The sequence below is a fragment of the Streptomyces sp. NBC_01241 genome (assembly GCF_041435435.1).
In the GTDB taxonomy this organism is placed as follows: Bacteria; Actinomycetota; Actinomycetes; order Streptomycetales; family Streptomycetaceae; genus Streptomyces.
Genome location: NZ_CP108494.1, coordinates 4,315,138 through 4,340,798, shown reverse-complemented (window position 1 = coordinate 4,340,798; position 25,661 = coordinate 4,315,138). Strand labels below are relative to the sequence as shown.

The window sequence follows — 25,661 nt, the reverse complement described above, 5'->3', positions numbered from 1 at the left end:
TCCGCGTCCGGGAACATCAGCGGGCGGCGGAGACAGTGAGGGTGCTCATGGGGTGACTTCATGGTGCGGCACGATGCGGTGCCTGGTGGGTGTGAGAGCGTCAGTGGTGGGCCGTGGGTGCCGCGAGCGGTTCCGGACTGTGCCGGGCGACAAGTCGGCTCCGGGGGACCGTGCGATGTTCCAGAGCACTGGAGACGAACGCGAGAACCAGGGCGCTAGCGGCCGGAACGGCGCCGACCCAGTTGGGCGCGGTGAGCCGAGGCCCGCTGCGATGACGAGACCGCCGAGCCGGGCCGACAGCGCGTTACCCAGGTTGAAGGCACCGATGGTGATGGCGGATGCGAGAGTCGGAGCACCGGAGGCCTGGTCGGGCACCCGCTTCTGCAGCGGCGGCACGATGGCGAAGCCCAGTCCCCCGCGCTGACCGCCCTGTCCCAGGGCTGGTGCGCGACTCTCCTTGCTCCACGGGAAGATCGAGGCCCGTATCGAGCGGGCTCTGCAGAGCGGGCACGGGCTCAGCGTGCGGGAGTACTCCCTCCTCGACGTCCTGAGCAGGCAGCACAGCGGCCCAGGCGGCCATCTTCAGATGAAGCAGGTTGCGGACGCCGTCGTTCTCAGCCAGAGCGCCACCACCCGCCTGGTCACCCGGCTCGAGGACCGCGGACTGCTGCCCCGGCACCTCTGCGACACCGATCGCCAGGGCATCTGCACCGACGTCACCGAGGCCGGTCTCGCCCTGCTCGCAGAGGCCCGGTCGACCAATGACACCGCGCTGCGCGCCGCACTCGACGAAGCCGCCAGGAACCCCGAGCCGGCCTCGCTCGTCCGGGCGGTCGAAGAGCTCAAGGCCCCCGTACCGGTCGCACGAGTCGCCCCGCAACCGTGGCCGGTCCCCGCACAGGCCGGGAAAATAGTCCGCCATGCGCATGGGCTGCGTAGGGTGCCGATCATGAGCGATCTGGAAATACGCCCCGCGGCCCGCACCGACATCCCCGCGATCGTGGCCATGCTCGCCGACGATCCACTCGGTGCACAGCGTGAGTCACCGGACGACCTCTCCCCGTACCGCGCCGCGTTCCAGCGGCTGGCGGACGACCCGAACCAGCACCTGGTGGTCGCCGTGCGCGGGGACCGCGTCGTCGGAACTCTGCAGCTGACCGTGATCCCCGGACTCTCCCGGCGCGGCTCGACCCGCGCGGTCATCGAGGGCGTCCGCGTCCACGCCGCCGAACGCGGCAGCGGTCTCGGCACCCGGCTGATCGAATGGGCCGTGGACGAATCCCGGCGTCTGCACTGCCAGTTGGTCCAGTTGACATCCGATGCAACCCGGACCGATGCTCATCGCTTCTACGAGCGGCTCGGCTTCACTGCCAGCCACGTGGGCTTCAAGCTCACGCTGTGACCGGGGTCGGACCGGCCCCTGCCGTTTCACGTGAAACGGCAGGGGCCAGCTGCGTGCTGCGCAGGCAACGAGGCGTTCTCAAGTGGCGTGGCACTCAGGCTCCGAGTCCTCGCCAGCCGCCTTCGTCCACACCGCCGGGAATGGCCGCCGCGGAGTCGTACGGCTCCCGCGTGAAGACGAACGAACCCAGATCGAGATGGTTCACGCTGCCGTCGCCGTTGCGGACGACGCGCAGCGTCTCCCCTGCGTAATAGCCGTTGAGACCGACCCAAGTTCCGTCGGGCCGTGCGGTGAAACGGGCACCTCGGCCATTGCCTCGCAGGGGCTGAAGCTCCAGCCCACCGTCCGAGGTCAGTCGCAGGACGTTCGCGCGCGTGCCCCAGTACCAGGGGCCGGTCAGCGCGAGAAGCTCCGCGTCCGCCTCGGGCAGGGGGCGCCAGGGGTCCGGAATGCGCGGCTCGGCCTCGGCGACGATCTTCACGAGGTCTGCGGCAACATCTCCGATCATCGGCCCGGACGTGGTGTTGGTGAGGACGACGGCCGTCACGTCGTCCTCGACGCTGAACCACAACGCGGCCAGGAAGCCGGGCAGCGAGCCCGTGTGCCCGAAGAGCGTGCGGCCGTCCCTCCGTACGAGCTGAAGACCCAGGCCGTAATGCGACTCCCAGTCGACGGACTCGATCGGCGCGGACGGTTCACGCATCTGCTCCACGGAGGCGGCGCAGAGCACCCGGTCGTCTCCTTCGGCAAGAAAGGCCGCGAAGCGGAGAAGGTCGCCGGTGGTGGACCAGAGCTGGCCGGCCGCGGCCATCAGCCCGAGATCCTCGGTCGGTTCGGGCAGCATGACATCGGCCCAGGGATGCACGGCCCAGCCCCCCGCGTGCGGTGCCTGCGGCTGGGGGCTCGTGCGGTACATGCCGAGCGGTTCCAGGATCTCGCGTCGCAGCACGTCCGCCCAGCCCGCCCCGCGCACCTTCTCGACCAGCGCGCCCAGCAGGCTATAGCCGGGGTTCGAGTAGTGGTGCCGGCGGCCCGGGACGTGCATCCTCGTCTGCTCACCGAGTACGTCCGCGAGCTCGGGTCGCAGGGCGCCGGGGGTCCTCTCCCACCAGGGGGCGGGCGACTCGGCGCCCAGTCCCGCGCTGTGGCCCAGGAGTTGGTGAACAGTGACTCCGCCGACGCCCGTGCCGGGCAGATGCTTCTCCAGCGGGTCGTCCAGGTCCAGAAGCCCCTCGTCGCGCAGCCGCAGAACCAGCACCGCGGTGAACGTCTTGGTGATCGAGCCGATCCTGAACTGTGTGTCGGCGTCGGGGGCGTGGTCGTCCACGCAGCTGCGGGAGCCACTCCAGACGGTCTGCTCCTGCCTCTGCACCGCGGCGACGAGCGAGGGCGCGCGGCCTTCCGATTGCGCGGTGGCGATGCGGTGCAGCAGAGCGCGCTGCGTACCGGGGAGCAACTGTTCAGATGGGGTGGTCATGTTCAACAACTACCCGCAGAACCCGAGCTGTGGCGAACGCATTTCACGTCACCTGAGCCACGCCCCGCCACCGCCGTCGTCGCCGCCCGACCGCCCGTTCAGCACGTCCGGCTGTAGGACCTGACCAGGGCGCCGTTGTCGAAGATGTGAACCGAGTCCAGCGCGAACACGGTGGGCGCGAAATCCGAGCCGAACATCGGCATGCCCGAACCGTAGACGATCGGATATGTCTTGATCACCAGCTCGTCGATCTCGTCGATCAGTTCTCCGGCGAGCTGGGAGCCGCCGCAGAGCCAGATCCCGAGCTCGCTGTCCTCCGCCTTGAGTTCCCGGACCCTTGCGACCACGTCGTCGGAGACGAGCTCGACGTTCGGGTCGGGTGACTCCCTGAGGGTCCGCGAAGCCACGAGTTCGCGGAGCTGGGCGTACGGGCTGGTGATGTTGACGTCCAGTGCCAGTTGGTAGCTGGCCCGCCCCTGGATCACCGTGTCGAACCGCTGGTTCGCGGCGTCGTGGAAGCCGAGAGCCTTGCGACCCTCGGTCGATACCGTCTCCGGGTACTGCGTTCTCAGGAACTCGAGGAACTCCTCGTCCACGAACTGGTAGAAGGACGACGCGTCACCGCTCGGATCTCCGATGAAACCGTCGATGGAGCAGGCGATGAAGTAGGTCAGCTTGCGCACAGGATCCCCGTTCCGGCGCGGCCTATCGGAGCCGCAACCACTTCAACTAGAGTGCTTCATGTGTAGTGGTTATGCAATCCCTTTCCGCGAAAGAACCGAAGAGAAGATGAGGGAGGCCTACGCATGGCCAGGAACCCCGAGCGCAGGACAGCGCTCGTCGATGCAGCCATCGAAGTGCTGGCGGACGACGGTGCGCGGGGACTCACGTTCCGCGCCGTCGATGCACGCGCCGGTGTCCCGGTGGGCACCTCGTCCAACTACTTCGCCAACCGCGACGACCTGTTCATGCAGGCGGCCGCCCGTATCACCGTCCGGATGACCCCCGATCCGGCCAAGGTCGAAGAGGCCATGCGCCCGACGCCCTCGCGTGCGCTGGTCGCCGACCTGATGCGCTGGCTGGTGCAGCGCATGGACGACGACCGCACGGGCTACCTCGCCATGCTGGAACTCCGCCTGGAGGCAACCCGCCGGCCGGCGCTCCGCGACCGCCTGACGCAGACCGTCCGCGCCAACGTCGACGAGAGCGCCCGGTTCCACCGGGCAGCGGGCCTGCCGGGCGACGCGGACGCCTTCCTGGTCCTGTACCTGGCCATGACGGGCCTGCTGCTGGAGCACTTCACCCTGCCCGCCGTCCTCACCGGCCCCGAGAGCGGTTCCCCGACCGAAGCCACCGTGAGCCAGCTGGTGGAGCTGGTGGTCACGCGCGTCATCCCGCTGTCCTGAGCGCGCCCGGGCCAAGCAGTCCGAAACCGGAAAGGCTCGCGGGCGAAGGCGGATCTTGTGGGTGCGGGCCCATCGGAACCTGTTCGAGGCGCTCCTCCGTGGGGCTGTAGGATCTCGCCGCTCGTGGCACCGGCCATGCTCGCTGACCAGCGGTTCTTCCGCTGTCTCAGTTCGGGGGGAACCGCTCAGTCTCACGAACATGGCATTTCCTTACGCCACCACGACGAGCGGTGAAGTAAACCGAGCGTGACGATAACGACGGCTCTTCCAGCGTCAGTCGAGGGACCGTTCATCCGTGCCCACAGATCGGACCCCCTGCGAACGACGTCGGCCGAACCCGGGCATGCGGGTTCAGCCGACAGGCAGTGCGCGACGCTACGCCGCGGGGCGCAGCAGCCTGCTTCTCCGGGTGTGCGGGGACGCTGTGCGCCGGCGTACGCGCAGGTGTACCAACTGCGGGCGCTCCGGTGTCGTCCAGCAGGGTGGCGACGGTTTGCGACAGCGGCTGCGAGGACGCCCGGGCAAGGCAACAGCGCCACGCAACGCTCACCTACGCAACACGAAGCGGGAGGCGGCGACCCCGAAGGGTGATCCGCCTCCCGAACTACCGCAAGCAGGCGCGTTGCCCACGGTCCTACTTTCCAGCCCACTTCCCGCTCGTAGCGATCGACTTCAGCTGCTGCATGGTCAGCGCGGGTGCCTGCCGTGTGGCCTTCGCGTTCTGGGACCCGGAGTTGAACGCGGACACCACGACCCGGAGGCCGTCCGTACGGATGGTGTCGGCGGTCCACATCACCACGCCCACGCCGCCCTTCTCGCCCGGGCCCTGCTGCGTGACGACCTTCGTCCCGTCCGGCAGCACCTCCGCCCCGGCCCCGAACAGCTCCCCCTCCACGTCCGACATGTTCGGCTGCACGTTGATCTGCACCAGGCTCGCGCCCTTGCCGTCATTCACGACGACGTACGCGTATCCGTCGTCACCGCGCTCGGAGGCTACCTTCGCGGACACGGGCAGCAGCGACTTGAGCTTTCTCAGGATCGCCCGGCCGTCCTGCCCCTGAGCCGGCGGCTGCTGTACCGGCTCCGGGGCCGCCTTTCCCAGAGCGTTCATCACGGGCCGCCACTCGTCGGAGGTGACGAGTCCCTTCAACTGCGCAACAGTGAGCGGGGGCTCGGCCCGTGAAACGGCGGCGCCCTTCTCTGCGGGCGCGTTCCACTCGCTGGCATCGACCGTGTATCCGTCGGGGGTCACGAGATAGGCGTGCCACCACTTGGTGTCCACGCGCTTGTCAGGGTATTCGTACCCGCGCAACACCATCAGGCGCGAACCGTCGGCAAGCGTCTCGTTCCGGCAGGAGTCGTACGGCACGAAGGTCTTGTCGGGGCATTCGAGCTGTTGCTCCGCCTCCGTGCCGTCCGGGTCGATGGCGCCGACGCTCACGCCGATCGCAGCTTTGCCCTCGCCATCGTCGAAGACGAGCTGCGCCGATGGCCCGAACCGGTCGGCCGTACCGCGCCCTGCCCGCCCGCTGACCTTCCCCTCCGGCAGCAGCCCCTCCAACCTCTCGATCACCTGCTGCGCCGAGAGCTGCGGCCCCTTGCCGGGCGACGACTTCGTCGAAGGGCCGGTCTCCTGTACCTTCGGCTGCGCGGCCACGCCCGCCCCACCCTGCCCCGAGCCGCCGCCGAACGCCCCCGTGGTGTACGACGCCCCGAACCCCACAACGGCGAGCGCCGCGACACTGCCCGTCACGGCCGCGACCCGCCTGCGCCGCAACCCCCGCCGGCCGCGCACGACGCCGCCGTCCACCAGCGGGCGCCCCTCCACGGAGAAGACCTCCCCGGTGCGGCGTAGCGCGTCACCGAGCCCGCCTTCGAACGCGTCCAGGTCCTCCTGCGTTCCAGACATGCCAAACCACCACCATTTCTCGTCATAGTCAGTCGGGCTGATCAGTGCGCGGCGAACTCTCCGATGCTGCCGCCCAGTTGCACCCTCAGCCGGGCGAGCGCACGGGTGCTGCGGGTGCGTACGGCTGCGGAGCTGACGTTGAGGACGTCCGCAGTCTCCGTGACGGACCGGTCCTCCCAGTACCGCAGCACGACCACCGCCCGGTCCTTCGCCGGCAGCTTCCGCAGCGCGTCCAGGAGCATGAGCCGCAGCGAGGCGTCACCCTGCGCGGCCGTCTCCGAGACCTCGGGAATCTCGTCGCTCGGCCGCTCTCCCGCCGAACGCCGCCGCTGGTGCGCCAGAAAGACACGCACAAGAACGGTCTGCGCGTACGCCGCCGGATTGCCGAGCTTCGACGACCTACCCCACACCACATACATCCGCCCCAGCGTCTCCTGCACCAGATCCTCGGCGAGATAGGTGTCGCCGCTGGTCAACAGGCACGCCGAACGGAACAGATGCCCCATGCGGACCGCCGCGAACTCCCGGAAGGCGCTCTCCTGGGACCGTCTCATCCGCCGCCCTCCCCCCTTGGCTAGTCGCCTACACCATTTAGATGCGGTGGGGGCGGCGGGATGTTTCACCCGAGTTGCTTCCTCTCTCCGCGAACTCATCGGCGAGTAGTTCCCGCAGCCCCCGACCACCGAGGTGCCGGTCCCCTCCAGCGCTCAGACCGCTTTTGAGATCTGCGGGGTCTTTACCGAGCACGCCTGCAAGATCGCCCCCTTCACGTATTACGCGGCCGGGAAGCGCCTGGCCAGGCCCTCGGCCCGGCAGCTGCGACGCCGCACTCAAGGAGCTGATCAGCGGTGTCCATCAGGCCAACTTTCGTGTCCACGGGGGCGAGGAAGGTCTGGCGCGAGCTGCACCGGCAGGGCCACACGGTGGCCCGGTGCACCGTCGAGCGGCTCATGCGCAAGCTCGGGCCGGCAGGCACGGTCCGCGGCAAACAGGTGGTCACCACGGTGCCGGACGCGAGCGTGAAACGAGCCCCGGACCTCGTGGACCGCGGCTTCGCCGCCACCGCTCCGACTGGTACTGCCACCGCCGACTCCACGGTGAGAGAGGGCACATCCCGCCCGCCGAATACGAGACCAGCTACTACCGCGAAACCCCAGGGCACAGTCAGAACCTGGAGTCTCGATCGAACCCGGAACGATTCACTCCAGCTGGCTGACGATGTCCTTCTTGGACGCCACGTCCAAGGTCTCCGGGAGCTTGTCGAAGGTGTCGGGGAGGACGTCGAGCAGGTCCCGGATCTGCTCGCCGGTCCTGACGGTCAGCAGCAGTCGGCACCTCGACCGTGGCGACACTTCGGGACGGTGGCTGAGCCGGTGCACGAGCTGTAGGGTCTCGCCGCCGATGGCGGACGCCGAGGCCCTGAACAGGAACGTTGTCCGCTGTCTCAGGCCGTGGCGGACATCCGCCGTCTCGCGATGATGACGGTTCCTCACGTCGACCGGACCAGCCCGAGTTTCTGACCTGGGGCTTCTCGCGATCCGCCGGGCATCCGCCTGAATCCACAAGATTCCGCCACGGATCGCGAGACCCCACAGCTGGGGCCGCGCTCAGGTCTGTGCCATGTCCACGAAGCGCGAGTAGTGGCCCTGGAAGGCCACGGTGATCGTCGCCGTCGGGCCGTTACGGTGCTTGGCCACGATCAGGTCGGCCTCGCCGGCGCGGGGGGACTCCTTCTCGTAGGCGTCCTCGCGGTGCAGCAGGATCACCATGTCGGCGTCCTGCTCGATGGATCCGGACTCACGCAGGTCGGAGACCATGGGCTTCTTGTCCGTGCGCTGCTCGGGGCCACGGTTCAGCTGGGAGAGCGCGATGACCGGGAGCTGCAGTTCCTTCGCGAGCAGCTTGAGGTTTCGGGACATGTCCGAGACCTCCTGCTGGCGGCTCTCGGCGCGCTTCGAGCCGCCGGACTGCATCAGCTGCAGATAGTCGATGACCACGAGCTTGAGGTCGTTGCGCTGCTTGAGGCGACGGCACTTCGCCCGGATCTCCATCATGGAGAGGTTCGGGGAGTCGTCGATGTAGAGGGGGGCGGCCGAGACATCCGGCATCCGGCGGGCCAGCCGCGTCCAGTCCTCGTCGGTCATGGTGCCGGAACGCATGTGGTGCAGCGCCACCCGCGCCTCGGCCGAGAGCAGTCGCATCGCGATCTCATTGCGGCCCATTTCGAGGGAGAAGATCACGCTGGGCAGGTTGCTCTTGATCGAACAGGCCCGTGCGAAGTCCAGCGCCAGCGTGGACTTACCCATGGCCGGGCGGGCCGCGATAACGACCATCTGGCCCGGGTGCAGGCCGTTCGTCAGGGCGTCGAGGTCGGTGAAGCCGGTCGGCACCCCGGTCATCTCGCCGCTGCGCGAACCGATCGCCTCGATCTCGTCGAGAGCGCCCTCCATGATGTCGCCGAGCGGCAGGTAGTCCTCACTGGTGCGCTGCTCGGTGACGGCGTAGATCTCGGCCTGCGCGGAGTTCACGATGTCGTCGACATCGCCGTCGGCCGCGTATCCCATCTGCGTGATCTTCGTCCCGGCTTCGACGAGCCGTCTCAGGACGGCGCGTTCGTGGACGATCTCCGCGTAGTACGAGGCGTTGGCCGCGGTCGGCACGGACTGGACGAGGGTGTGCAGATACGGAGCTCCGCCCACCTTGGTGATCTCACCGCGCTTGACCAGCTCGGCGGCCACGGTGATCGGGTCGGCCGGCTCGCCCTTGGCGTAGAGGTCGAGGATCGCCTGGTAGACGGTCTCGTGGGCGGGGCGGTAGAAGTCGTGCCCCTTGATGATCTCCACGACATCGGCGATGGCGTCCTTGGACAGCAGCATGCCGCCGAGGACCGACTGTTCGGCATCGAGGTCCTGGGGCGGCACCCGCTCGAAACCGGGGGAGCCGCCCTCCCATCCGCCGCTCTCCCGGCCGCGTTCGTGCTGTTCCGCGCGGTCCCCGCGTTCGCCACGGCGCTGGCGGGTGACGGGCAGACGGTCGCTGGGACCGGTGTCGGCCCAGGGGTCGTCCAAAGGCTCGGGAATGCTCACCGGGCCGCCTCCTCCCGTCCGCTCCGCGGACCTCGCCATGCCACTCTTTCTTACGGCACAGCACCGACAAACAAGACGCCCGACTCCGGTTCCGGTGCGTCGAGTTCTGCGGGGTTCCAGGGCCGGAACGGGGTGCGGGCGCCGGACCACGGTAGGCCGCTCAGCACCGTCAGCCAATCTGGTTATCCACAGGGCATGTGGACGACCGACCAGATGCTGTGGAGAACCCCGCGGAACCTGTGCACGGAGCGGGGGACAGCACTGTGGACAAACTCATAGCACCCTGACCAGCAGGGCCCTGACCTGGGCTTTCTCCATCCACGGGCTGTGGGGGAGAAAAACTTTTCAAGTCGGCACAAGATCACGACAAACAGCACACGAGAGAACGCCGACCGTGAGTAAATGTAAGGGCTGCATAGCCATTGCATCCATTACCTGTGGAAGATTAGATTGACCCCCATGATCCAGGCCCCGGCAACCTCTCCGCCCAGCCGCCGACGGCACGACCGCGAGATCATCTCGCTCGCCGTCCCTGCCTTCGGCGCACTCGTCGCCGAGCCGCTCTTCGTGATGGTCGACAGCGCCATCGTCGGCCATCTCGGCACACCGCAGCTGGCCGGTCTGGCCGTCGCCGCCGCCCTGCTGACCACCGCCGTCAGCGTCTTCGTCTTTCTCGCGTACGCCACCACCGCGGCAGTGGCGCGACGGGTCGGTGCGGGCGATCTGGCCTCCGCGATCCGCCAGGGCATGGACGGCATCTGGCTTGCCCTCCTGCTCGGCATCGTCGTCATCGCCCTCACGCTCCCCGCAGCACCCTGGCTCGTGGACATCTTCGGCGCCTCCGACACCGCGGCCCCTTACGCCACCACGTATCTCAGGATCTCCAGCCTCGGCATACCGGCCATGCTCATCGTGATGGCAGCGACCGGCGTACTCCGCGGACTGCAGGACACCAGAACCCCGCTCTATGTCGCCGTCGGAGGTTTCGCAGCCAACGGAGCCCTCAACGCGGGACTCGTCTACGGCGCCGGCCTCGGCATCGCCGGGTCGGCCTGGGGCACCGTGATCGCACAGGTCTCCATGGCCGCCGCCTACCTGATCGTGGTGGTGCGAGGGGCGCGCCGGCACGGCGCCTCGCTTCGTCCCGACGCCGCAGGCATCAGAGCCAGCGCCCAGGCGGGCGTTCCGCTGCTGGTCCGTACGCTGTCGCTCCGCGCCGTCCTGTTGATCGCCACAGCGGTCGCCGCCCGACTCGGTGACACCGAGATCGCCGCGCACCAGATCATCCTCTCGCTCTGGAGCCTGATGGCCTTCGCGCTCGACGCCATCGCCATCGCGGGGCAGGCCATCATCGGCCGCTATCTGGGGGCCGAGGACGCCAAGGGTGCACGCGAGGCATGCCGCCGCATGGTGCAGTGGGGCATGGCTTCCGGAGTGGTGTTCGGGGCACTGATCGTCCTTGCCCGGCCACTGTTCGTCCCCCTGTTCACCAGCGACCGCTCCGTACAGGACACACTGCTCCCGGCATTGCTGGTGGTGGCACTGTCCCAGCCGATCGCGGGCGTGGTCTTCGTCCTGGACGGGGTACTGATGGGTGCCGGAGACGGGCGGTATCTGGCCTGGGCCATGCTCGTCACGCTGGCTGCCTTCGCCCCCGTGGCTCTGCTGGTGCCGGTATTCGGCGGCGGCCTGACCGCACTGTGGTGGGCGATGGCCCTGATGATGACCGTCCGCATGGCCACACTCTGGCTGCGCACCCGGTCGGGCCGGTGGATCGTCACCGGCGCCACCCGCTGAGCCACCGGGCGACGCCCCGTTTCACGTGAAACAGTGAAGGGCCGTACCCCGCGGGGTACGGCCCTTCACCTGCTCTGGTGAGCTGTGCCCTTAATCAGGCAGCAACGACCTCGATGCCGAGCTGAGCAGCGACCTCGGGGTGCAGACGCACGGACACCTGGTGTCCGCCGAGCGTCTTGATCGGCGAGCCGAGCTCGACGCGACGCTTGTCGACGTCGGGGCCACCGGCAGCCTTGATCGCCGAGGCGATGTCGGCCGGGGTCACGGAGCCGAAGAGACGGCCGGCGTCGCCGGAGCGAACGGCCAGACGGACCTTCACGGCCTCGAGCTTGGTCTTGATCTCGTTGGCCTGCTCGATCGTGGCGATCTCGTGGATCTTGCGGGCGCGGCGGATCTGCGCCACGTCCTTCTCGCCACCCTTGGTCCAGCGGATGGCAAAGCCCCGCGGAACCAGGTAGTTACGGGCGTACCCGTCCTTGACGTCGACGACGTCGCCCGCAGCACCGAGGCCGGAGACCTCGTGGGTGAGGATGATCTTCATGATTCGGTCACCCTTCCCTTATCGCGCGGTGGACGTGTAGGGCAGCAGCGCCATCTCACGGCTGTTCTTGACTGCCGTGGCGACGTCACGCTGGTGCTGCGTGCAGTTGCCGGTCACGCGGCGGGCACGGATCTTGCCGCGGTCGGAAATGAACTTCCGCAGCATGTTCGTGTCCTTGTAGTCCACGTACTGGGTCTTGTCCTTGCAGAACGCGCAGACCTTCTTCTTAGGCTTGCGCACAGGCGGCTTCGCCATGGTGTTTCTCCTGTGTGATCAAGAAGTGGGGGTACGAGCCGCCCTAGAAGGGAGGCTCGTCCGAGTAGCCGCCGCCGGAACCGCCGGAGCTTCCGCCCCAACCGGCTCCACCTTGCTGGCCCCCGCCCTGCTGACCGCCGGACGGCGCGCTCGTGGCCCACGGGTCGTCGGCGGGAGCGCCGCCGCCACCCTGCTGGCCACCGCCACCGGGACCGCCGCCCCAGTTGCCGCCGCCCTGCTGGCCACCGCCGTATCCACCCTGGCCGCCCTGACCACCGCGACCGGTGGTCTTGGTGACCTTGGCCGTGGCGTTCTTGAGGCTGGGGCCGACTTCCTCGACATCCAGCTCGTAGACCGTGCGCTTGACGCCCTCGCGGTCCTCGTAGGACCGCTGCTTCAACCGGCCCTGCACGACAACGCGCATGCCTCGCTGGAGCGACTCGGCGACGTTCTCCGCCGCCTGCCGCCAGACCGAGCAGGTGAGGAACAGGCCTTCGCCGTCCTTCCACTCATTGGTCTGCCGGTCGAAGATGCGGGGAGTGGACGCGACACGGAACTTCGCGACCGCCGCACCGGACGGGGTGAAGCGCAGCTCGGGGTCGTCGACGAGATTGCCGACGACCGTGATGACGGTCTCGCCTGCCATGGGTGAACCTCTCGGCGGGGATTGCTTCTGGCTGCTTGCTGCTACTCGAACCCGATGACCGCTGAGCTAGATGCTCAGTGGATCTCGGGACGGAGGACCTTGGTCCGGAGGACCGACTCGTTCAGGTTCATCTGGCGGTCGAGCTCCTTGACGACCGCAGGCTCGGCCTGCAGGTCGATGACCGAGTAGATGCCCTCGGGCTTCTTCTTGATCTCGTAAGCGAGACGACGACGGCCCCAGGTGTCGACCTTCTCAACCTTTCCGTTGCCCTCACGGACGACGGAGAGGAAGTTCTCGATCAGCGGGGAGACAGCGCGCTCCTCGAGATCGGGGTCGAGGATGACCATCACCTCGTAGTGACGCATGTGGAACCCACCTCCTTTGGACTCAGCGGCCACGGTCGTTCCGTGGCAGGAGGGTCGTGATGCGTAAGCATCGATGTCTCCGAGTAAAACAGCCGCCACTGACAACACCCTCCATCGAGAGGGGGCTGACATGCTGGCCTGGGCAGACACCGGTGCAGACCATACAGAGTACCCGCACACCGGCTTCCGGTTGAAATCCGGTGCCCAAGAGACGCAATCTGGACACATCGGGTGTGAGTGGCGCCACATCGCGCCACCTTCCGGCCCAGGAGGTCTCCATGGCACAGGTCACACGATCCCGTCCCCGTCCCCGGGTTTCTCTTCTCGCCACGGACGGCAGGCCCCATCCGCTCCAGACAATCCTGGTCGCGGTGACGCTTCTCCTCGGGGCGCTCGCCTTCGTGACGGCGATGTTCCACAACCTGCATCTGGTCAGTTCGTGGGCCGGACTCGTCGGAATCCTGACGGGTGCGTACGGGCAGTACATCTCGGTGACCACACGGGAACGGTTCCCCCTGATCATCGGCATGGGCGCGTCCGCCATCGGGTTCTTCCTGGGCATGGCCCACGGCGGCCTCTTCGGCGGCGTGGTGGGTTGATCCGAGACGGACACAACCGGATACAGCCGGTACCGCGAGGCCCGGCGCCCGGAAGGGACGGGGCCTTGCCTGTCCGTCCCTTCCCGTCCAGGCCGGACCGGCAAGGCCCCATAGGGCCAGACGGGGCGCTCCCCGGTCACAGTAGGCTTCGGCGCGAGAGCCGGAGCCCCTGACCGATGGGGACACACCTGCCGAGGAGCGCCCCGCATGAGCCTGACCCTGAGGACCATCAGCCGAGAGCAGCATCTGGCTTACATCCAGAATCTGCCTGCGGCGAGTCACATGCAGGTTCCGGCATGGGCGGACGTGAAGGCCGAGTGGCGCTCGGAGAGCCTGGGCTGGTTCGACAAGAACGGACAGCTCGTTGGCGCCGGCCTGGTGCTCTACCGGCAGTTGCCCAAGATCAAGCGCTATCTGGCCTATCTGCCCGAGGGCCCGGTCATCAACTGGTACGCCCCGAACCTGAGCGACTGGCTGCAGCCGATGCTGGCGCATCTCAAGCAGCAGGGCGCCTTCTCCGTGAAGATGGGCCCGCCGGTCATCATCCGTCGCTGGGACGCGGCCGCCATCAAGTCGGGCATCCAGGACCCGGACGTGAAGCGGCTGCGCGACGTAGAGGCCACCCACATCGAGCCGCGTGCCTTCGAAGTCGCGGACCGGCTGCGGAAGATGGGCTGGCAGCAGGGCGAGGACGGCGGCGCCGGTTTCGGTGACGTACAGCCCCGCTACGTCTTCCAGGTACCGCTGGCGAACCGGTCGCTCGAAGACGTCCACAAGGGCTTCAACCAGCTGTGGCGACGCAACATCAAGAAGGCCGAGAAGGCCGGCGTCGAGGTCGTCCAGGGCAGCTACGCGGAGCTCGCCGAGTGGCAGCGGCTGTACGAGATCACGGCGGAACGCGACCACTTCCGGCCGCGTCCGCTGGGCTACTTCGAACGCATGTGGACGGCCCTCAACAACGAGGACCCCAACCGGATGCGGCTGTACTTCGCCCGGCACGAGGACGAGAACGTCGCGGCCGCGACCATGCTGATCGTCGGTGGGCACGTCTGGTACTCGTACGGCGCGTCCGCCAACCACAAGCGCGAGGTCAGGCCCTCGAACGCGATGCAGTGGCGGATGCTGCGCGACGCGTACGCCATGGGGGCCACCGTCTACGACCTGCGCGGCATCTCCGACTCACTCGACGAGACCGACCACCTTTTCGGCCTGATCCAGTTCAAGGTCGGCACCGGCGGGCAGGCTGCCGAGTACCTCGGCGAGTGGGACTTCCCGCTCAACAAGCTGCTGCACAAGGCGCTCGACATCTACATGTCGCGCCGCTGATACGCGTCGTCCCACTGACGAAACCTGCTTCATTGGTTTCAATGGGACTTCGACTCCGTACACCTCCCACACACCGCAGCCACCAGAAGGGTTCCGGACCGGCCATGGCGCTCTCCCTCTACGTCGACACCGCGCGCTGGCGGGCGCACCAGAAATCCGTCCTCGACCAGTTCCCCGGCCTCGTCCCGGTCTGCAAGGGCAACGGATACGGCTTCGGTCACGAGCGCCTCGCCGACGAGGCCATCCGCTTCGGCTCCGACATGCTCGCCGTCGGCACCACCTATGAGGCGGCCCGCATCAAGGACTGGTTCAGCGGCGATCTGCTGGTCCTCACCCCGTTCCGCCGGGGCGAGGAGCCGGTGCCGCTGCCCGACCGGGTCATCCGGTCCGTCTCCTCCGTGGACGGTGTGCACGCCCTGGTGGGCGCGCGGGTCGTCATCGAGTGCATGAGCTCGATGAAGCGCCACGGGGTCAAGGAGGAGGAACTGGGGCAGCTGCACGCCGCCATCGAGGACGTACGCCTCGAAGGCTTCGCCCTCCATCTGCCGCTGGACCGTACGGACGGCTCGGACGCGGTCGAGGAGGTCATCGGCTGGATGGACCGGCTGCGCGCGGCCCGGCTGCCGCTGCACACCATGTTCGTCAGCCATCTGCGCGCCGAGGAGCTGGGCCGGCTCCAGCAGCAGTTCCCGCAGACCCGTTTCCGCGCCCGCATCGGTACCCGGCTGTGGCTCGGCGACCACGAGGCGACGGAGTACCGCGGCGCCGTTCTGGACGTCACACGCGTCGTCAAGGGCGACCGTTTCGGCTACCGCCAGCAGAAGGCCGCCTCGGACGGCTGGCTGGTGGTCGTCGCGGGCGGGACGTCGCACGGTGTGGGCCTGGAGGCCCCGAAGGCCCTGCACGGCGTGATGCCGCGCGCCAAGGGTGTCGCCCGCGCGGGCCTGGCCACCGTCAACCGCAACCTGTCCCCGTTCGTCTGGGCGGGCAAGCAGCGCTGGTTCGCCGAACCGCCGCACATGCAGGTGTCGATCCTGTTCGTTCCCTCGGACGCGCAGGAACCGAAGGTGGGCGACGAGCTGGTGGCCCACCTGCGCCACACGACCACCCAGTTCGACCGCCTCGTCGACCGCTAAGGCCGCTCGTTCGGATCATGCAGGGGCGCTGTCCGGGACTCCGGAGAGCGCCCCGTCTCAGTCCGCGACCGGACCGTGGGCCTCGCCCCAGTCCACCCGCGGCCCCTCCACGGCGGGCACGGCATGGCGTGGCGGATGCGCCGCCCGCCGCAGTACGAACACGTCCCGAGCGCCGTCGAGCACCCCGCCGGACGGATCGTCCGACCCGTCGCGTCGCACGACGTCCCGCTCCGGCATGAGGATGTCGCGTACGACGACGGCGCATAGGTACAGCGTGCCCAGCAGATGCAGGATGATCGCCAGCTGGTATCCGTCCACGGGGAGCCCCTGGTGTTTGTCCCCGCTCGTCGTGTACGCGAGGTACATCCAGATGCCCAGGAAGTACATGACCTCGCACGCCTGCCAGATCAGGAAGTCTCGCCAGCGCGGCCTCGCAAGGGCGGCGAGGGGGATCAGCCACAGCACATACTGCGGCGAGTAGACCTTGTTGACGAGGATGAACGCGGCGACGACGAGAAAGGCCAGCTGTGCGAAGCGCGGCCTGCGCGGCGCCATCAGCGTCAGCGCGCCGATGGCCGCGCACAGCACGAGCATCAGCAGGATCGACAGGTCGTTGACGGTCGAGACTTCGATCGTGTTGCCGGTGCGCTGGGTGATGATCAGCCAGAAGGAACCGAAGTCGATGCCCCGTTCCTCACTGAACGTGTAGAACTTGTTCCACCCCTCGGGCGCGAAGGCCATCACGGGCAGGTTCACCACCAGCCAGGACGCCGCCGTCCCGAGCGCCGCCAGGCCGAGCTCCCGCCATTTGCCCGCCCGCCAGCACAGCACGAAGAGCGGCCCCAGCAGCAGCACGGGATAGAGCTTGGCAGCCGTGGCGAGCCCGATGAGGATGCCGAACGCCACTGCCCGTCCCCGGGCCCACATGAGCACCGCCGCGGCCGTCAGCGCGACGGCCAGCAGGTCCCAGTTGATCGTCGCAGTGAGCGCGAAGGCCGGCGCGAGGGCGACGAGCAGCCCGTCCCAGGGGCGGCGCCGGTGCGTACGGGCAACACAGACGGCGATGATCACGGCGCAGATCATCAGCATGCCCGCGTTGACCATCCAGTACATCTGCTCACGGTGCTGAATGGATCCGCCCGGCGTCAGCCAGGACGCGATCTGCATGAACACGCCCGTCAGAACGGGGTACTCCAGGTACTGCATGTCGCCGGGCAGCCGGTCGAAGTACGGTACGAGGCCCTCGGAGAAGCCACGTGCCACGTAGAGATGCGGAATGTCCGAGTAGCAGGCGTGCGTGTACTGCGAGCCGGCGCCCCTGAACCACGCCCAGTTGTAGCAGGGCAGCTTCTGCACCATGCCCAGCACGAACATCCCGAGGGCCACCAGAGCGATGACGCCCACGGGCGTGAGTGCCGTGCTGCCGAGCCGTGTCCAGCGCCCCGACCGCCCGCCGATCAGCTCGCTGCCGGCCTCGGCGATCTCGTCCTGGTGCGTGGGCCGTACGACGGGCCGTTCCTCGTGCACACTCGTCTCTTCTGCGCTTGGCATGCCGCTCATCCTGCCGTACGGGGCAGCGGGAACGACGAGGGCCGCCGCACCGTGTGGTGCGGCGGCCCTCATGACCGGACCGGGTCGCCGGTCTCTGCGGGCGGACGGGCGTCAGCCGCCCGGACCTCCGAAGATCCCGCCATTGTTCCCGCTGCCGTTGCCGTTCCCGTTGCCGTTGCCATTTCCGTTGCCATTTCCGCCGTCCGGTGGGGAGGCGGACGTCGACGGGTCGGTGCTGGGACCGCCGACGTCTCCGCCGTTCGCAGCGCCGGTACTGGTCCCGCCGTTGCTGTCCTGGCAGTTCCTGTCCCATGGGCGACAGGTTTCGCTGGGGTCGGGAGCGGGCGGGGACGGGGTCATCGAGGGCGACTCGGACGGCGAGGCGGACGGCGAGGGCGACTCCACGGCGGTGGGCGTGGGCTTGGGGCTCTGCGCACCGCCGCCGTAGACCTTGTCACCGATCGGCTGCGGCTCCGGGAACGTCACAATCGGCTGCCCCTTCATCGCGTCCGCCATGTAGTCGTGCCAGACCTGGGCCGGGAACGAGGCACCGTGGATCTGCTTCTCGCCACCCGTGCCGTACATCTTCTCGAACTCGCGGTCCTTGTTCTTCTCGTCGTCGTCCAGCCGGTACATGCTGATGGCCGTCGACAGCTGCGGGGTGTAGCCGACGAACCAGGCCGACCTGTTGCCGTCCGTCGTACCCGTCTTGCCCGCTACGTCGCGGCCGGGAAGCTGCGCGGGGGTACCGGTTCCGTGCTCGACGACGTTCTTCAGGACGTCGGTGACGTTGTCGGCGATATTGGCATCGAAAGCGCGCTTGGTGACGTCCTTGTGCCGGTAGATGGCTTCACCCTTGTACTTCACCTCGGTGACCGAGTAGGGCTCGCGCTGCTGACCGCTGGCGGCGAAGGTCGCATACGCACCGGCCATACGGATCGCACTCGCCGAGGACGTACCGATGGAGAACGACGGTACGTGTGAATCCGCCATGGTGTCGTCGTCCTTGAGCCCGGCGGCAATGGCGACGTCCTTCACCTTGTCGGTGCCGACGTCCATGCCGAGTTGTACGTACGGGGAGTTGGCGGAGTGCTGCATCGCCTCGCGAAGGGTGATGTTGCCCCTCGACTCATGGCCGTCGTTGGTCTGCAGCCACTCCTTGCCCTTCTCGTTGACCCAGATCTCGCCGTTGTACTTCTTGATCTTCAACTTGTCGTTGGCGTTGTAGATGCTCAGTGGCGAGACCTTCTCGCGGTCCGACAGACCCTGGTCCTCCCCCTTCAAGGGGTCGCGTCTGCCGTACTCCATCGCTGCCGCCAGCACGAACGGCTTGAAGGTCGAGCCGACCTGCGCACCGGTGGGGTTGGCGTTGTTGGTGTAGTGCTTGGTCGCGTCCTGACCACCGTAGATCGCCTCGATGGCACCGGTCTTGGGATTCACCGACCCGCCGCCGAACTCGACGTGTGTGTCCGTGTCGGGACGTTCCTTCGGCTTGATCTTGCTGTCGTAGACCTTCTTGACCGCGGCGTTGAGCTCGTCGACCTTCTTGTGGTTGAAGGTGGTGTGGATCTCGTAGCCGCCCTGGGCGAGCTTTTCCGCCGTCATGCCCTTGACGTTGCTGATGGCGTACGTCTTGGCGAGGTCGACCAAATATCCGGTCTGGCCGCCCAGCTGGGCGTTCTTCCTCGGCGGCTTGGGCATCGGGAACTCGGTGTACTTGTCGCGCTCCGCCTGCGAGAGGCGCTTGTCCTTGACCTCTTCGTCGAGGATCCACTTCCACCGCTTCTTGGCCCGTACGGTGTTCTTCGCCGCGGTGGCCTGCTTGGAATCGACCTCGGCAGCGCCCGCCGGATCATAGTAGGTGGCGCCCTTGAGCAGCGTGGCCAGGAACGCACACTCGCTCGGGTTCAGTTCTGTGGCGTCCTTGTCGTAGTACGTACGGGCCGCCGCCTGGATCCCCCACGCACCTCGTCCGTAGTACGAGATGTTGAGGTAGTCGGTGATGATCCCGTTCTTGTCCTTCTCGTTGGTGACCTTGAGCGTGATGAAGATTTCCTGGAACTTCCGGCTCAGGGTCTGGTCCTGGGACAAGTAGGAGTTCTTCACGTACTGCTGGGTGATCGTCGATCCACCCTGGGTCTGGCCGCCGGTCGCCATGTTGTACAGAGCACGGGCGATGCCCATGGGGTCGATGCCCCTGTCGTGCTCGAAGGACTTGTTCTCGGCCGAGATGACCGCGTTCCGCATGGCTTCAGGGATCTGCGCGTACCCGATGATCTGACGGTTGACCTCACCGCCCGTGGCGACCATCTGCTTGCCGTTGTCCCAGAAATAGACGTTGTTCTGCGCTTTCGCGGTTTCGTTCACCTTGGGCGTGGTGACCATCGCGTACGCGATGCCGGCCAGGCCCATGAGCAGGCCGAGGAAGCCGATGCAAAGGCTGGAGACGAGCTTCCAGGACGGCACCCAGCGCCGCGCGCCGTACTTCCCGGCGCGCGGGTAGTCGATGAAGCGCTTCTTGACGGGACCCTGGCCACCGCGGCCACGCCCCCGTCCCGGGCCCTCGTATCCGCTGTCACCGCCACCACCGCGACGACGACCGCCACCTCCACCACCGCCGCCGTCACGGCCGCCGCGCTGGGCGGCCCGTCTGGCCGCCGCACGCCCGCCGTACGGGCTGTCCCCGCCCCGCGAACCGGAGGGCGACTCGGACGGTGACTCGGAACTTACTCCGCGTGACGGGGCGGCTCGGCGTCCGGAGGACTGCTGGGCGGCTCGTCTGGCCGCTGCCCGCCCGCCACCTTGCGGTTGGGGCGATTTGCGACGGTGCTCGCTCATGGAACGACTACTCCTCGGGCAGGCAAGAACGCCTGGAAGCGGCGGCTGAGATCCGGTCCCCCCGAATGACGGCCCAGCCCTGCGACAGGCTCATCCGCAGTACCTCCGACTGGTCCGCGAAGACTGACGCGCGCGGCCGTCTCGCGGTTCCCGGTGGTCTGCATGCCGCACAGACTACGCACGGTCAAAACCCTCCTAGGGCCGAACTTCACCCCAAACAACGCAAGTCGGTGCCTATGAATTCGCGATGTGACGCCGTTCACGAAGCCCCCTCTTGTCCCAGGGCGACGACCGATCTATCGTCATGATGTATCGAGTCGATACATCAGCTCGGTACATCAGCTCGGCACAGGGCTCTGCGAGAGCACTCGGAGAAGGAGGAGGCGAAGTTGAGCAGACGCTCCGGCATCCTCGAATTCGCTGTTCTCGGTCTGCTCCGCGAGTCCCCGATGCACGGGTACGAGTTGCGCAAACGCCTCAACACGTCGCTGGGGATCTTCCGCGCCTTCAGCTACGGCACCCTCTATCCCTGCCTCAAGACGCTGGTCGCCAACGGCTGGTTGATCGAGGAGCCGGGAACAGCCCCGGCCGTCCTTCCGCCCGCCGCCGGCCGTGCGGTCGCCCCCGCCTCCTCACTGGCCGGGCGCCGCGCCAAGATCGTCTACCGGCTGACGGCGGAAGGTAAGGAGCACTTCGAGGAGCTGCTTTCGCACACCGGCCCCGACTCCTGGGAGGACGAGCACTTCGCAGCCCGTTTCGCCTTCTTCGGGCAGACGGAGCACGAGGTGCGGATGCGGGTGCTGGAAGGCCGGCGCAGCCGGCTGGAGGAGCGCCTGGAGAAGATGCGGGCCTCTCTGGCCCGCACCCGCGAGCGTCTCGACGACTACACACTTGAGCTGCAGCGGCACGGCATGGAGTCCGTGGAGCGCGAAGTGCGCTGGCTGAACGAGCTCATCGAGAGCGAGCGGTCGGGACGGGATCAGCGACGGTCCTCGCCCGGGGGCGAAGCTCAGCAGAACACAGCAGGAGAGACGGGCGGCCTGCCCCGGCACCGGGGTGACACCCTGCCGGATCCGTCCGACGACACCTCAAAGTGAGGTCCCCGCAGATCCGCGGGACTTCATCGGGAACATCCATTACACACAGGGAGCAACCGGAATGGGTTCGGTTCGCGTAGCCATCGTCGGCGTGGGCAACTGCGCCGCCTCGCTGGTCCAGGGCGTCGAGTACTACAAGGACGCCGATCCGGCCGGCAAGGTGCCCGGCCTGATGCACGTCCAGTTCGGCGACTACCACGTGCGGGACGTCGAGTTCGTCGCCGCCTTCGACGTCGACGCGAAGAAGGTCGGCCTCGACCTCGCGGACGCCATCGGTGCGAGCGAGAACAACACCATCAAGATCGCCGACGTTCCCAGCACCGGCGTCACCGTCCAGCGCGGCCACACCCACGACGGCCTGGGCAAGTACTACCGCGAGACCATCGAGGAGTCGACCGAGGCCCCGGTCGACGTCGTCCAGATCCTGAAGGACCGTAAGGTCGACGTCCTCGTCTGCTACCTGCCCGTCGGGTCCGAGGTCGCCGCGAAGTTCTACGCGCAGTGCGCCATCGACGCCAAGGTCGCGTTCGTCAACGCTCTCCCGGTCTTCATCGCCGGCACCAAGGAGTGGGCGGACAAGTTCACCGAGGCCGGTGTCCCGATCGTCGGCGACGACATCAAGTCGCAGGTCGGCGCCACCATCACGCACCGCGTGATGGCGAAGCTCTTCGAGGACCGGGGCGTCATCCTGGACCGCACGATGCAGCTGAACGTCGGCGGCAACATGGACTTCAAGAACATGCTCGAGCGTGAGCGCCTGGAGTCCAAGAAGATCTCCAAGACGCAGGCCGTCACCTCCCAGATCCGTGACCGCGAGCTCGGTGCGGACAACGTCCACATCGGTCCGTCGGACTACGTGGCCTGGCTGGACGACCGCAAGTGGGCCTACGTGCGCCTCGAGGGCCGTGCCTTCGGTGACGTTCCGCTGAACCTGGAGTACAAGCTCGAGGTGTGGGACTCCCCGAACTCCGCCGGTGTCATCATCGACGCCGTCCGCGCCGCGAAGATCGCCAAGGACCGCGGCATCGGTGGCCCGATCCTCTCTGCGTCCTCGTACTTCATGAAGTCCCCGCCGGTCCAGTACTTCGACGACGAGGCCCGCGAGAACGTCGAGAAGTTCATCAAGGGCGAGGTCACCGACTGACGCGACCGGACACGGCGCGTCGACGCGGCTCGGTGACGAGCGGCAACGCTCCTTCCTTTCCGCACCGTTGAGGGTCCCCGGGTCATCCACCCGGGGACCCTCAACGTATGTGACCCTTGATCACATGCCAGTCGTCGGTGATCTGCGCGTACTCCTGCGCCTTCGGAACTTCCGTCGCCTGCTCGCCGTACGGCTTCTCTCCCAGTCGGCGGACGGCGTCTACCAGGTCGCACTGGCGGCGCATGTCGTCTTCTCCCCCGAGAAACAGGCATCGGCGGGGGCCATCGCCTCCGCCATGGCCGTGCTGCTCCTTCCGTACTCGCTCATCGGCCCCTTCGCCGGCGTCCTGCTGGACCGCTGGCCACGCCGGCAGGTCTTTCTGTACGGCAACCTGCTGCGCGCCGCACTCGCCTGCTGCACCGCATTCCTGATCCTCGGCGCCGCACCCGACTGGCTCTTTTACGTCTCGGCGCTGTGCGTCACCGCGGTCAACCGCTTTGTGCTGGCCGGGCTCTCGGCCGCGCTGCCGCGTGTCGTCGACAGCGACCGGCTGGTGTTGGCCAACTCGCTCTCGCCGACCGCGGGCACGCTCGCCGCCACGGCCGGTGGCGGCCTCGCGTTCATCGTGCGGCTGCTGCTCGCCGACTCCGACGCTGCGGTGGTGCTGCTGAGCGCGGCGCTCTACCTCGCTTCGGCACTGGCCTCCCTGAGTCTGGCCACCGGACTCCTCGGACCGGATCAGGACGGGAGCCGCATCCGGCTGCGGAAGGCTCTGGCCATTACAGCTCGGGGGCTCGCCGACGGGCTGCGCCATCTGGCGGAGCGAAAGCAGGCCACCCGCGCGCTGGCCGCCATGACCGTGATCCGCTTCTGCTACGGGGCACTGACCGTGATGGTGCTGATGCTGTGCCGGTATGCCTGGTCCGACAGCGAATCCGAAGGCCTGGCCCTCCTCGCGTTGGCTGTGGGGATATCGGGTGCGGGCTTCTTCGCGGCGGCCGTGGTGACACCGTGGGCGGTGGGATGGCTCGGGCGGTTCCGCTGGATGGCGGTGTGCGCGGCAGCGGCCGCCGTCCTCGAACCCGCGCTGGGGCTGTGGTTCGTTCCCGCGCCGATACTCGTCGCGGCATTCGTCCTCGGACTCATCACTCAGGGGGCGAAGATCGCGACGGACACGGTGGTGCAGACCTCGGTGGACGACGCCTTCCGCGGCCGGGTCTTCTCCCTCTACGACGTGCTGTACAACGTGGCGTTCGTGGGCGCTGCCGCGGTCTCCGCCCTGATGCTGCCTTCTGACGGGCAGTCGTTCGCAGTGGTGATCGGAGTGGCCGTGCTCTATGCGGTCGTCGCCGTGCCGCTGTTCCGGTGGAGCCGCACCGAGAGGGCGCTCCGGCATACGTGAGAAGCGCTGTGGCGAGGGGCGCTGTTTCACGTGAAACAGCGCCCCCACCGAAACGGGTGCGGTCATGTTTCACGTGAAACATGACCGCACCCGTTTCCGATCTCCGACCGATCAGGCCTCAGCCGCCTCAGCCCTGCGCGGCCCACCACGTTTTGAGCTTCTCGACCGCCACATCGTGTTCCATCGGCCCGTGCTCCAGCCGCAGCTCCAGCAGGAACGCGTAGGCCTTGCCGATCACCGGCCCGGGACCGACACCCAACGTCTTCATGATCTCGTTGCCGTCCAGGTCGGGCCGGACGGCATCCAGCTCCTCCTGCTCCCGCAGCTGCGCAATGCGCTCCTCGAGCCCGTCATAGGTCCGCGAGAGGGCGGCAGCTTTCCGCTTGTTCCGCGTGGTGCAGTCCGAGCGGGTCAGCTTGTGCAGCCGCTCCAGCAGCGGGCCCGCATCACGCACATAGCGGCGCACCGCGGAGTCGGTCCACTCGCCGTCGCCGTAACCATGGAAACGCAGGTGAAGCTCCACGAGCTTCGAGACGTCCTTGACCGTGTCGTTGGAGTACTTGAGCGCGGTCAGCCGCTTCTTGGTCATCTTGGCGCCCACCACCTCGTGGTGATGGAACGAGACGCGCCCATCCTTCTCGAAGCGCCGCGTCCTGGGCTTGCCGATGTCGTGGAGGAGAGCGGCAAGGCGCAGAACCAGATCGGGCCCGTCCTCCTCCAGGTCGATCGCCTGCTCCAGGACGGTCAGCGAGTGCTCGTAGACATCCTTGTGCCGGTGATGCTCGTCACTTTCCAGACGCAGTGCGGGGAGCTCCGGCAGTACCTGCTGTGCCAGACCCGTACCGACGAGCAGTGCCAGACCCTTGCGAGGGTTGGCGGAGAGCAGCAGCTTATTGAGCTCCTCCCTGACCCGCTCGGCGGAGACGATCTCGAGACGCCCGGCCATTTCCGTCATCGCCGTGACCACGTCGGGGGCGACGTCGAAGTCCAGCTGCGCGGCGAAGCGAGCAGCACGCAGCATGCGCAACGGATCGTCGGAGAAGGATTCCTCCGGCGTTCCGGGGGTGCGCAGCACGCGGCGGGCCAGGTCCTCAAGACCGCCATGAGGGTCGACGAAGTCCTTCTGCGGCAGCGCGACGGCCATGGCATTGACCGTGAAGTCACGACGGACGAGGTCTTCCTCGATGGAGTCGCCGTAGGACACCTCGGGCTTGCGTGAGGTCCTGTCGTACGCCTCCGATCTGTATGTGGTGACTTCGATCTGGTAGCCGTCCTTCTGGGCACCCACGGTGCCGAAGGCGATCCCGACCTCCCACACCGAGTCGGCCCACGGCCGGACGATCTTCAGTACGGCCTCGGGCCGGGCGTCCGTCGTGAAGTCCAGGTCGTTCCCGAGCCTGCCGAGAAGCGCGTCCCGGACCGAGCCGCCGACCAGAGCGAGAGTGAATCCGGCATCCTGGAAACGGCGTGCGAGATCGTCGGCGACCGGTGACACCCGCAGTAGTTCGCTGACTGCGCGGTGCTGCACCTGGGTCAGGGCACGGGAGCTGTCTTCATTGGCGTTCGACACAACAGAAAAGGGTACGTGCCCGGACCGGCCCGGTCGTCCTGGTTTCGTCCCGCCCTGCGAGACTCTTCCGATCACGTAGCGGACTCCCCAGCACTTGGCACTCGCGCACATCGT

Annotated in this window: 21 protein-coding genes and 4 pseudogenes; 11 read left to right on the top strand and 14 right to left on the bottom strand. The window is 67.6% G+C overall.

All coding sequences use genetic code 11. The features are described 5' to 3' along the window. Nucleotides 1-100 precede the first annotated feature (100 nt). Nucleotides 101-417 (bottom strand): annotated as a pseudogene (locus tag OG306_RS19285) (MFS transporter); the annotation flags it as partial. Here OG306_RS19285 and OG306_RS19280 point away from each other — a divergent pair. Both OG306_RS19280 and OG306_RS19275 read left to right on the top strand, forming a co-directional pair. Beyond that, nucleotides 382-856: pseudogene (locus tag OG306_RS19280) on the top strand (MarR family winged helix-turn-helix transcriptional regulator); the annotation flags it as partial. The pseudogenes OG306_RS19285 and OG306_RS19280 sit on opposite strands and share 36 nt — an antisense overlap. Nucleotides 857-949: 93 nt before the next feature. Then, complete coding sequence (locus OG306_RS19275) at nucleotides 950-1,402, top strand: GNAT family N-acetyltransferase (RefSeq protein WP_266752308.1); 453 nt, start codon at nucleotides 950-952, stop codon at nucleotides 1,400-1,402. Between the two features lie 94 nt (nucleotides 1,403-1,496). Here the strand turns inward: OG306_RS19275 and OG306_RS19270 are convergent, their stop codons facing one another. Together OG306_RS19270 and OG306_RS19265 are read right to left on the bottom strand one after the other, a co-directional pair. Then, entirely contained in the window at nucleotides 1,497-2,879 is a 1,383-nt protein-coding gene (locus OG306_RS19270; RefSeq protein ID WP_327258999.1) for a serine hydrolase domain-containing protein, read from the bottom strand. A 98-nt stretch (nucleotides 2,880-2,977) separates the two neighbouring features. Further along, nucleotides 2,978-3,562 carry a dihydrofolate reductase family protein gene (locus OG306_RS19265; RefSeq protein WP_266747343.1) on the bottom strand — a complete coding sequence of 195 codons (585 nt, stop codon included), beginning with the start codon at nucleotides 3,560-3,562 and terminating at the stop codon, nucleotides 2,978-2,980. Between the two features lie 123 nt (nucleotides 3,563-3,685). Between OG306_RS19265 and OG306_RS19260 the strand changes: the two genes are divergently transcribed. Continuing rightward, the gene (locus tag OG306_RS19260) at nucleotides 3,686-4,285 is read left to right on the top strand and encodes a TetR/AcrR family transcriptional regulator (RefSeq protein WP_327259000.1); all 600 of its coding nucleotides are present in this window, start codon (nucleotides 3,686-3,688) and stop codon (nucleotides 4,283-4,285) included. Between the two features lie 634 nt (nucleotides 4,286-4,919). Here OG306_RS19260 and OG306_RS19255 read toward each other — a convergent pair. Both OG306_RS19255 and OG306_RS19250 read right to left on the bottom strand, forming a co-directional pair. Beyond that, a complete protein-coding gene (locus OG306_RS19255) occupies nucleotides 4,920-6,194 on the bottom strand; it encodes a hypothetical protein (protein ID WP_266747341.1) in 1,275 nt (424 codons plus the stop codon). Between the two features lie 41 nt (nucleotides 6,195-6,235). Further along, nucleotides 6,236-6,748: a SigE family RNA polymerase sigma factor gene (locus OG306_RS19250; protein WP_371665523.1), complete on the bottom strand. Its 513-nt coding sequence runs from the start codon at nucleotides 6,746-6,748 to the stop codon at nucleotides 6,236-6,238. Nucleotides 6,749-7,042: 294 nt separating this feature from the next. Here OG306_RS19250 and OG306_RS19245 point away from each other — a divergent pair. Next, nucleotides 7,043-7,171: pseudogene (locus tag OG306_RS19245) on the top strand (IS3 family transposase); the annotation flags it as partial. 222 nt (nucleotides 7,172-7,393) lie between these two features. Here OG306_RS19245 and OG306_RS19240 read toward each other — a convergent pair. Next, nucleotides 7,394-7,576, bottom strand: a pseudogene (locus OG306_RS19240) (hypothetical protein); the annotation flags it as partial. A 225-nt stretch (nucleotides 7,577-7,801) separates the two neighbouring features. Further along, complete coding sequence (gene dnaB / locus OG306_RS19235; protein ID WP_266752307.1) at nucleotides 7,802-9,262, bottom strand: replicative DNA helicase; 1,461 nt, start codon at nucleotides 9,260-9,262, stop codon at nucleotides 7,802-7,804. Between the two features lie 477 nt (nucleotides 9,263-9,739). Between dnaB and OG306_RS19230 the strand changes: the two genes are divergently transcribed. Beyond that, entirely contained in the window at nucleotides 9,740-11,077 is a 1,338-nt protein-coding gene (locus tag OG306_RS19230) for an MATE family efflux transporter (RefSeq protein WP_266747339.1), read from the top strand. 94 nt (nucleotides 11,078-11,171) lie between these two features. Here OG306_RS19230 and rplI read toward each other — a convergent pair whose 3' ends face one another. The 4 genes from rplI to rpsF all read right to left on the bottom strand — a co-directional run bounded on the left by rplI (nucleotide 11,172) and on the right by rpsF (nucleotide 12,884). Beyond that, nucleotides 11,172-11,618, bottom strand: a complete 447-nt coding sequence (gene rplI / locus OG306_RS19225) for a 50S ribosomal protein L9 (RefSeq protein ID WP_266747338.1) — start codon at nucleotides 11,616-11,618, stop codon at nucleotides 11,172-11,174. A gap of 18 nt (nucleotides 11,619-11,636) precedes the next feature. Next, entirely contained in the window at nucleotides 11,637-11,873 is a 237-nt protein-coding gene (gene rpsR / locus OG306_RS19220) for a 30S ribosomal protein S18 (RefSeq protein WP_003967857.1), read from the bottom strand. A gap of 43 nt (nucleotides 11,874-11,916) precedes the next feature. After that, nucleotides 11,917-12,519: a single-stranded DNA-binding protein gene (locus OG306_RS19215; RefSeq protein WP_266747337.1), complete on the bottom strand. Its 603-nt coding sequence runs from the start codon at nucleotides 12,517-12,519 to the stop codon at nucleotides 11,917-11,919. A 74-nt stretch (nucleotides 12,520-12,593) separates the two neighbouring features. Further along, the gene (gene rpsF, locus OG306_RS19210; RefSeq protein ID WP_015609864.1) at nucleotides 12,594-12,884 is read right to left on the bottom strand and encodes a 30S ribosomal protein S6; all 291 of its coding nucleotides are present in this window, start codon (nucleotides 12,882-12,884) and stop codon (nucleotides 12,594-12,596) included. 278 nt (nucleotides 12,885-13,162) lie between these two features. Here rpsF and OG306_RS19205 point away from each other — a divergent pair, with 278 nt between their 5' ends. The 3 genes from OG306_RS19205 (at nucleotide 13,163) to OG306_RS19195 (ending at nucleotide 15,945) form a co-directional block, all read left to right on the top strand. After that, entirely contained in the window at nucleotides 13,163-13,483 is a 321-nt protein-coding gene (locus OG306_RS19205) for a hypothetical protein (RefSeq protein ID WP_266747336.1), read from the top strand. 207 nt (nucleotides 13,484-13,690) lie between these two features. Continuing rightward, nucleotides 13,691-14,809: a lipid II:glycine glycyltransferase FemX gene (locus OG306_RS19200; protein ID WP_266747335.1), complete on the top strand. Its 1,119-nt coding sequence runs from the start codon at nucleotides 13,691-13,693 to the stop codon at nucleotides 14,807-14,809. Nucleotides 14,810-14,913: 104 nt separating this feature from the next. Further along, the gene (locus tag OG306_RS19195) at nucleotides 14,914-15,945 is read left to right on the top strand and encodes an alanine racemase (RefSeq protein WP_093895066.1); all 1,032 of its coding nucleotides are present in this window, start codon (nucleotides 14,914-14,916) and stop codon (nucleotides 15,943-15,945) included. 57 nt (nucleotides 15,946-16,002) lie between these two features. On the opposite strand, the gene OG306_RS19190 is transcribed toward OG306_RS19195, so the two are convergent. Then, nucleotides 16,003-17,496 carry a glycosyltransferase family 87 protein gene (locus OG306_RS19190; protein WP_266747334.1) on the bottom strand — a complete coding sequence of 498 codons (1,494 nt, stop codon included), beginning with the start codon at nucleotides 17,494-17,496 and terminating at the stop codon, nucleotides 16,003-16,005. A gap of 111 nt (nucleotides 17,497-17,607) precedes the next feature. Next, entirely contained in the window at nucleotides 17,608-20,334 is a 2,727-nt protein-coding gene (locus tag OG306_RS19185) for a transglycosylase domain-containing protein (protein WP_327349543.1), read from the bottom strand. Between the two features lie 389 nt (nucleotides 20,335-20,723). On the opposite strand from OG306_RS19185, the gene OG306_RS19180 reads away from it, so the two are divergent. From OG306_RS19180 to OG306_RS19170, 3 genes are all read left to right on the top strand, one after another. Beyond that, a complete protein-coding gene (locus OG306_RS19180; protein WP_266747332.1) occupies nucleotides 20,724-21,431 on the top strand; it encodes a PadR family transcriptional regulator in 708 nt (235 codons plus the stop codon). Nucleotides 21,432-21,492: 61 nt separating this feature from the next. Further along, the gene (locus OG306_RS19175; protein ID WP_266747331.1) at nucleotides 21,493-22,575 is read left to right on the top strand and encodes an inositol-3-phosphate synthase; all 1,083 of its coding nucleotides are present in this window, start codon (nucleotides 21,493-21,495) and stop codon (nucleotides 22,573-22,575) included. A gap of 124 nt (nucleotides 22,576-22,699) precedes the next feature. After that, nucleotides 22,700-23,977: an MFS transporter gene (locus OG306_RS19170; protein WP_371665522.1), complete on the top strand. Its 1,278-nt coding sequence runs from the start codon at nucleotides 22,700-22,702 to the stop codon at nucleotides 23,975-23,977. Nucleotides 23,978-24,104: 127 nt separating this feature from the next. Here the strand turns inward: OG306_RS19170 and OG306_RS19165 are convergent, their stop codons facing one another. Then, nucleotides 24,105-25,547, bottom strand: a complete 1,443-nt coding sequence (locus OG306_RS19165) for a CCA tRNA nucleotidyltransferase (protein WP_266747329.1) — start codon at nucleotides 25,545-25,547, stop codon at nucleotides 24,105-24,107. Nucleotides 25,548-25,661 lie beyond the last annotated feature (114 nt).

Coding starts and splice junctions, on each gene's coding strand:
- OG306_RS19230 (WP_266747339.1), top strand. CDS start 9,740: ATGATCCAGGCCCCGGCAACCTCTCCGCCCAGCCGCCGACGGCACGAC.
- OG306_RS19190 (WP_266747334.1), bottom strand. CDS start 17,496: ATGCCAAGCGCAGAAGAGACGAGTGTGCACGAGGAACGGCCCGTCGTA.
- rpsR (WP_003967857.1), bottom strand. CDS start 11,873: ATGGCGAAGCCGCCTGTGCGCAAGCCTAAGAAGAAGGTCTGCGCGTTC.
- OG306_RS19175 (WP_266747331.1), top strand. CDS start 21,493: ATGGGTTCGGTTCGCGTAGCCATCGTCGGCGTGGGCAACTGCGCCGCC.
- OG306_RS19250 (WP_371665523.1), bottom strand. CDS start 6,748: ATGAGACGGTCCCAGGAGAGCGCCTTCCGGGAGTTCGCGGCGGTCCGC.
- OG306_RS19195 (WP_093895066.1), top strand. CDS start 14,914: ATGGCGCTCTCCCTCTACGTCGACACCGCGCGCTGGCGGGCGCACCAG.
- OG306_RS19260 (WP_327259000.1), top strand. CDS start 3,686: ATGGCCAGGAACCCCGAGCGCAGGACAGCGCTCGTCGATGCAGCCATC.
- rplI (WP_266747338.1), bottom strand. CDS start 11,618: ATGAAGATCATCCTCACCCACGAGGTCTCCGGCCTCGGTGCTGCGGGC.
- OG306_RS19270 (WP_327258999.1), bottom strand. CDS start 2,879: ATGACCACCCCATCTGAACAGTTGCTCCCCGGTACGCAGCGCGCTCTG.
- OG306_RS19215 (WP_266747337.1), bottom strand. CDS start 12,519: ATGGCAGGCGAGACCGTCATCACGGTCGTCGGCAATCTCGTCGACGAC.
- OG306_RS19170 (WP_371665522.1), top strand. CDS start 22,700: ATGCCAGTCGTCGGTGATCTGCGCGTACTCCTGCGCCTTCGGAACTTC.
- OG306_RS19200 (WP_266747335.1), top strand. CDS start 13,691: ATGAGCCTGACCCTGAGGACCATCAGCCGAGAGCAGCATCTGGCTTAC.
- OG306_RS19275 (WP_266752308.1), top strand. CDS start 950: ATGAGCGATCTGGAAATACGCCCCGCGGCCCGCACCGACATCCCCGCG.
- OG306_RS19255 (WP_266747341.1), bottom strand. CDS start 6,194: ATGTCTGGAACGCAGGAGGACCTGGACGCGTTCGAAGGCGGGCTCGGT.
- OG306_RS19185 (WP_327349543.1), bottom strand. CDS start 20,334: ATGAGCGAGCACCGTCGCAAATCGCCCCAACCGCAAGGTGGCGGGCGG.
- rpsF (WP_015609864.1), bottom strand. CDS start 12,884: ATGCGTCACTACGAGGTGATGGTCATCCTCGACCCCGATCTCGAGGAG.
- OG306_RS19205 (WP_266747336.1), top strand. CDS start 13,163: ATGGCACAGGTCACACGATCCCGTCCCCGTCCCCGGGTTTCTCTTCTC.